Origin of the sequence: Dermacoccus sp. CCH2-D9, assembly GCF_001556795.1 — a bacterium.
Classification (GTDB): domain Bacteria; phylum Actinomycetota; class Actinomycetes; order Actinomycetales; family Dermatophilaceae; genus Dermacoccus; species Dermacoccus nishinomiyaensis.
This window is the reverse complement of sequence record NZ_LSJT01000083.1, coordinates 1-5,770: the sequence shown is the minus strand read 5'-3', so window position 1 is coordinate 5,770 and position 5,770 is coordinate 1. Positions and strand designations below refer to the sequence as shown.

The 5,770-nt window shown below is 67.0% G+C and carries 7 protein-coding genes; all 7 read left to right on the top strand.

Features of this window, described 5'->3' with window-relative positions:
• Window positions 1-59 precede the first annotated feature (59 nt).
• Complete coding sequence (locus AX669_RS07120) at window positions 60-977, top strand: L-threonylcarbamoyladenylate synthase (protein WP_062257503.1); 918 nt, start codon at window positions 60-62, stop codon at window positions 975-977.
• A gap of 10 nt (window positions 978-987) precedes the next feature.
• Window positions 988-2,262: a serine hydroxymethyltransferase gene (gene glyA, locus AX669_RS07115; protein WP_062257501.1), complete on the top strand. Its 1,275-nt coding sequence runs from the start codon at window positions 988-990 to the stop codon at window positions 2,260-2,262.
• A 16-nt stretch (window positions 2,263-2,278) separates the two neighbouring features.
• Complete coding sequence (locus AX669_RS07110; RefSeq protein WP_062257499.1) at window positions 2,279-3,382, top strand: MraY family glycosyltransferase; 1,104 nt, start codon at window positions 2,279-2,281, stop codon at window positions 3,380-3,382.
• A 101-nt stretch (window positions 3,383-3,483) separates the two neighbouring features.
• On the top strand, window positions 3,484-3,948 hold the full coding sequence (locus AX669_RS07105; protein ID WP_062257498.1) for a hypothetical protein: 465 nt from the start codon (window positions 3,484-3,486) through the stop codon (window positions 3,946-3,948).
• Window positions 3,949-4,087: 139 nt separating this feature from the next.
• Complete coding sequence (gene atpB, locus AX669_RS07100; protein WP_062257496.1) at window positions 4,088-4,897, top strand: F0F1 ATP synthase subunit A; 810 nt, start codon at window positions 4,088-4,090, stop codon at window positions 4,895-4,897.
• A 74-nt stretch (window positions 4,898-4,971) separates the two neighbouring features.
• Window positions 4,972-5,184, top strand: a complete 213-nt coding sequence (atpE, locus tag AX669_RS07095) for an ATP synthase F0 subunit C (protein WP_062257494.1) — start codon at window positions 4,972-4,974, stop codon at window positions 5,182-5,184.
• A gap of 45 nt (window positions 5,185-5,229) precedes the next feature.
• Window positions 5,230-5,770: F0F1 ATP synthase subunit B (locus AX669_RS07090; RefSeq protein WP_062257492.1), on the top strand; the 541-nt coding region annotated here is incomplete at its 3' end.

Here is a 5,770-nt window from a genome sequence, read left to right as displayed (position 1 = left end):
ACTTCGGTGGGGGAGACTTCGGGGGCGACATGGGTGGTTTCGACTTCTAGGAGAGTGGCGTGAGCCCCGTTTTCGACGTTTCCGGTTCGGATGAGCGCGACCCCGCCATCGAGGCGGCGCATGCTGCCGTCGGCGAGGGCAAACTCGTCGTCCTGCCCACCGATACGGTGTACGGCGTCGGCGCCGACCCCTTCAACCCTGACGGCGTCGCGGCGCTGCTCGCGGCGAAGGGGCGTGGGCGCGACAAGCCGCCGGCCGTCCTCGTGCCGAACCCGGCGACGGTCGAGGGCCTCGCGATGAACGTGCCGTCCTACGCGCGTCGCCTCATGGAGCGCTTCTGGCCGGGCGGGCTGACGTTGATCTTCCGTGCGCAGCCGTCGCTCATGTGGGATCTGGGTGACACGAACGGCACGGTCGGGTTGCGCATGCCCGATCACGAGATCGCGCTCGAACTGCTGCAGACGACGGGGCCGCTCGCGGTCAGCTCGGCGAACCGCACGGGCCAGCCGCCGGTCACGACGATCACGGAGGCCGGTTTCGCGTTCGGCCCGGCGGTCGAGGTCTATCTCGACGGGGGAACGTGCGACGACGGGTTGCCCAGCACGATCCTCGACTGCACCAAGCCCGACCCCGTCATGCTGCGCCGCGGCACGATCACTCCGGCACAGCTGCGTGAGGTGCTCGGGCCCATCAGCCTGCTCGACTCGACGGGTGCGCCGCTGTCCGAGACACCCCAGGATGCCCCGGAAACGGACAACCCGCAGCAGCATGAGTCGGCCTCGAACCCCGCGCCCGAGTCGACCGACGACGAGCGCACGGCCGAACGTCAGCGTCTCGAGGCCATGGGAGCTCGCGCGCGGGCGGGCGAGGCGACGCAGGCCATCCCTCTCGGCGGCATCGGTGCGGAACCGCCGTTCGAGCCCGAGAGCGTGACGAGCGTGGAGCTTCCTGGCCGCCCGGGCGAGCAGAACCACTAAGGTTGCGAGCATGACGACCCCGTTCTACGGCTCCGACTACGCCGCCCTCGAATCCTTCGACCCCGACATCGCCGGTGTCCTCATCTCCGAGCTCGACCGCCTGCGCGGCGGCCTGCAGCTCATCGCGAGTGAGAACATGTCCAGCCCGGCCGTCCTCACCGCGCTCGGTTCGACGCTGAGCAACAAGTACGCCGAGGGTTACCCCGGCCGTCGCTACTACGGTGGCTGCGCCGAGGTCGACAAGGCCGAGACGGTCGCCATCGAGCGTGCGAAGGCGCTGTTCGACGCCGAGCACGCCAACGTCCAGCCCCACTCGGGTGCTTCGGCGAACCAGGCCGTGTACGGCGCGTTCATGAACCCCGGTGACACGATCCTCGCGATGAGCCTGCCCATGGGCGGCCACCTCACGCACGGCACGAAGGTGTCGTTCTCGGGCAAGTGGTTCAACGCCGTCGGCTACGGCGTCGACCCCGAGACGGAGGACATCGACTACGACGAGGTCGAGCATCTCGCCAAGGAGCACAAGCCGAAGGTCATCCTCGCGGGCGGCTCCGCCATCCCGCGTCTCATCGACTTCGAGCGCTTCCGCGCCATCGCCGACGAGGTCGGCGCGATCTTCTGGGTCGACGCGGCTCACTTCATCGGTCTCGTCGCCGGCAAGGCGATTCCGTCGCCGGTGCCGCACGCCGACGTCGTCTCGTTCACGACGCACAAGGTGCTGCGCGGCCCCCGCTCGGGCGCCATCGTCTGCAAGGAAGAGCACGCGAAGGCGATCGACAAGGCCGTCTTCCCGATGATGCAGGGTGGCCCGCAGATGCACACGATCGCGGCGAAGGCCGTGAACTTCAAGGAGTGCGCGACGCCCGAGTACCAGCAGTACGCGAAGGACGTCATCGCCAACTCGCAGCGTCTCGCCGAGGGGCTCAAGGCCAAGGGCATCCGTCCGACGACGGGCGGCACCGACACGCACCTGTCGCTGCTCGATCTGCGTGACGTCGACGTCACCGGCGCTGACGCCGAACTGCGCTGCGACGTCGCGGGCATCACACTCAACAAGAACGCGATCCCGTTCGACCCGCAGAAGCCGAACATCGCCTCGGGCATCCGGGTCGGCACCCCGTCCGTCACGACGCAGGGCATGGGCCTTGCCGAGATGGACGTCATCGCCGACGTCATCCACCGCGCCGTCACCGAGACGGACGGCACGCCCGAGCACCCCGTCGCGCAGGAGATCCGCGAGCAGGTCACCGATCTCGTCACGCGTTTCCCCGCTTACCCCCGCTGAAATCTGACCGCCTGCCGTGCGTGAGTACGTCCTCATCAGCGTCGTCGCTGCGATCGTCACGTTCGTGATGACGCCGCTCGCACGGTGGTCGGCAGTTCGCTTCGGTGCGGTGACGCAGGTGCGTGCGCGTGACGTGCACGCCCTGCCGATCCCGCGGCTCGGGGGAGTGGCGCTGTTCGTCGGCTTCCTCGCCGCCGTCGGTGTCGCCTCGCGGCTGCCGTACCTGTCGCACGTGTTCGACAGTCGCGAAGCCATCGGCACGACGATCGCCGCGGCCATGATGTGCGGGCTCGGCGCGTGGGACGACTTCGCCGAGCTCAACTGGGCCATCAAGTTCGGTGGTCAGGCGCTCGCGGCCTGCGTCCTCGTCGTCTCGGGGGTGCAGTTCCTCTTCCTGCCGCTGGGGGAGCAGACCGTCCTGCCGACGCCGGTGCTCGTCGTGCTGTCGGTGCTCGTCATTCTCGTCATCGTCAACGCCGTGAACTGGGTTGACGGTCTCGACGGTCTCGCAGCCGGCATGGTGGGCATCGCCTCGTTCTCGTTCTTCGTCTACGCCTACCAACAGGCCGTGCAGTGGGGCGACAAGTCGGTGTTCACGACGTCAGCCTTCATCGCGGCGGCGACGGTGGGTGTCTGCGTCGGCTTCCTGCCGCACAACTTTCATCCGGCGCGGTTGTTCATGGGGGACGCCGGCTCGTTGCTCCTCGGCACGCTCATCGCGGCCGCCACGATCTCGTTCGCCGGCAACCTCGACCCGGCGGCCGTCTCCGGTTCGGGTGACGCCTCCGTCGCGTTCCTGCTGCCGCTGCTCGTGCCCCTCGCGATCCTCGCGGTGCCGCTGTGGGATTTCGCCGCGGCCATCGTGCGTCGCCTGCGCTCCGGGCAGAAACCGTGGGAGGCGGACGGTCGCCACCTGCACCACCGCATGCTGAAGATCGGGCACACGCACCGCGCGGCCGTGCTCATCCTCTACCTGTGGTCGATCGGCATCGCCCTCGGCCTCGTCTCGATGGCGTACTGGCCCGTCGAGCGCTCGCTCGCCGCCCTCACGGGGCTGACGGTCCTCGCCTTCGCGCTGACGTGGGGGCTGCCCCGTTGGCGACGCCGCAAGGCCTTGTGATAGTTTTCACAAGCAGGTTCAGGTGATGGATTCACCCTGGTGACGAGCCCGAACCCGACGACGTGATCCCCGCGCCAACGCAGATTGTGAGCCCTTCCTCCATGGACTCCGCCTCCACCTCGCACCCGGTGACCAACGTGTCGCCGTTCGCTGCGATGCTGCGTGATTCGCTCGTGCCGAGTGCCGCAGTGGGCGTCGTCTGCGCGGTCGTGTTCGCAGTGCTCAACGGCGTGGCCGGGGGAGTGTCGTCACTGTTCGGCACGGTTCTCGCCCTCGCCTTCTTCGCGAGTGGTCTGCTCGTCCTTCGTACGCTGCGCACGCTCAGCCCGGTCGCCATCATGGCTGCGGCGATGGCGGTCTTCTTCGCCCAGGTGATCGTTCTCGGCGTCGTCCTCGTCCTCGCGACGAAGGTGGAATCCCTCGACGGGCCTGCAACGGGCATCACCGTCGCCATCGTGGTCGTGGCCTGGCAGATCTTCCAGGTGCGCTCGTTCATGCGGACGCGGCAGTACGTCTACGACCCGGACGCGTCAGGCGCTTCGACGACGAGCGGCGGCTCCCAGTGAACCGCGGCACAGCGTCGGGTAGGATACGCAGTGTCTCCGGCGTGCACCTCGAGCCGCCGACCAGCCCGAGAGGGCAGGGGCGGTTCCACTGCAACAGACACACTGAACTTTTTTGCTGGATGCTGACTGAGGAGAATTTGTGAGCTTCATCGCGGGCGCTGCCCTGGTTGCCGACGGGGAGTCGTTCAAGTCCCCGGGCACGAGCGATTTCTGGTGGCCCCTGATCGGTGGCGACAGCAACTGGGCCATCACGCGCCCCGCCGTGGTCTTCCTCGTGTCGGCCCTGCTTATCGGCTGGTTTTTCGTCACCGTGACGGGCAAGAAGCTCTCAGTCCTGCCGAGCAAGCGTCAGTTCATCGCCGAGGGTGTCTACGACTTCGTGCGCAACACGATCGGGCGCGACATCATCGGCTCGAAGGACTTCATGCGGTTCCTGCCGCTGTTGTTGACTTGCTTCACCCTGATCCTGTTCAACAACGTGGCCGGAATCATCCCCTTCATCCAGTACCCGAGCACGGGTCGCATCGGGTTCCCGATCGTCCTCACGCTCATCGTGTACGTCACGTACCACGTCGCGGCGGTCAAGGCGAAGGGCGGCTTCGGCAAGTACATGGGCTCGCTCATCCCCCCGGGCCTGCCGGGGTGGCTCAAGCCGATCATGTTCGTGCTCGAGTTCCTCACGTACTTCCTCATCCGCCCGCTGACGCTGGCGCTGCGACTCTTCGGCAACATGATGGCGGGGCACCTCATGCTCCTCGTGTTCATCGTCGGCGGTGAGTACCTCCTCCTGCACGGCGGCAACATCGGCCTCAACGGTGCCGGCGTTCTCTCGTTCGCCGCGGCCATCCTGATGTCGTTCTTCGAACTGCTCATCGAGTTCCTGCAGGCCTTCATCTTCACCATGCTTGCCGCTCTGTATCTCGCAGACGCGGTCTCCGATCACCACTGATCGGCACTCTGTACCCCTTCTGAACCTCAGCGACACCGGGAAAAGGTCCCGGTGCCACTCGAAAGGAAAAGCACATGACCGGCGACATCGCATTCCTCGGCTACGGACTCGCTGCTATCGGCCCCGGCATCGGTATCGGTCTGATCTTCGCCGCCTACATCAACGGTGTGGCGCGTCAGCCCGAGGCCCGCAACATGCTGCAGACCATCGCCTTCACCGGCATGGCGCTCACCGAGGCACTCGCCATCCTTGGTCTGGTCTTCGCGTTCGTCTTCCAGGGCAAGTAAGTCCTGCTCGAACTGACCAGTCCCCCCAACAGATAGGAAGCCAAGGTGTTCCTCGCATCTGAAGGTGCAGGTTGGCCGGAGAAGCTGCCGCTGCTCCCGCACCCCGCCGAGATGATCATCGGGCTCATCGCCTTCGCGATCCTGTACTGGCTGTACAAGACGAAGGTCGTTCCGAACATGGAGCGCATGTACGCGGAGCGTACGGCGTCCATCGAGGGCGGCATCGCCAAGGCGGAGGAGGCCCAGAAGGAGGCCGCCGCCGCCAAGCAGCAGTACGAGTCGCAGCTCGCCGACGCGCGTGCTGAGGCGGCCAAGATCCGCGAGGACGCCCGCGCCCAGGGTGCGGCCATCATCGCGGAGAGCCGTGAGCAGGCCGGCGCCGAAGCCGCCCGCATCACCGAGAACGCGACGAAGCAGATCGCGGCCGAGCGTCAGCAGGCCTTTGTCCAGCTGCGCAGCGAGCTCGGTGGCCTGTCCACCGAGCTCGCCAGCCGCATCGTCGGTGAGTCGCTGCACGACGAAGCCCGTCAGAAGGGCATCGTCGACCGGTTCCTCGCCGAGCTCGAGGCGGGCAGAATCCGTCCCG

Coding starts and splice junctions, on each gene's coding strand:
- glyA (WP_062257501.1), top strand. CDS start 988: ATGACGACCCCGTTCTACGGCTCCGACTACGCCGCCCTCGAATCCTTC.
- AX669_RS07105 (WP_062257498.1), top strand. CDS start 3,484: ATGGACTCCGCCTCCACCTCGCACCCGGTGACCAACGTGTCGCCGTTC.
- atpE (WP_062257494.1), top strand. CDS start 4,972: ATGACCGGCGACATCGCATTCCTCGGCTACGGACTCGCTGCTATCGGC.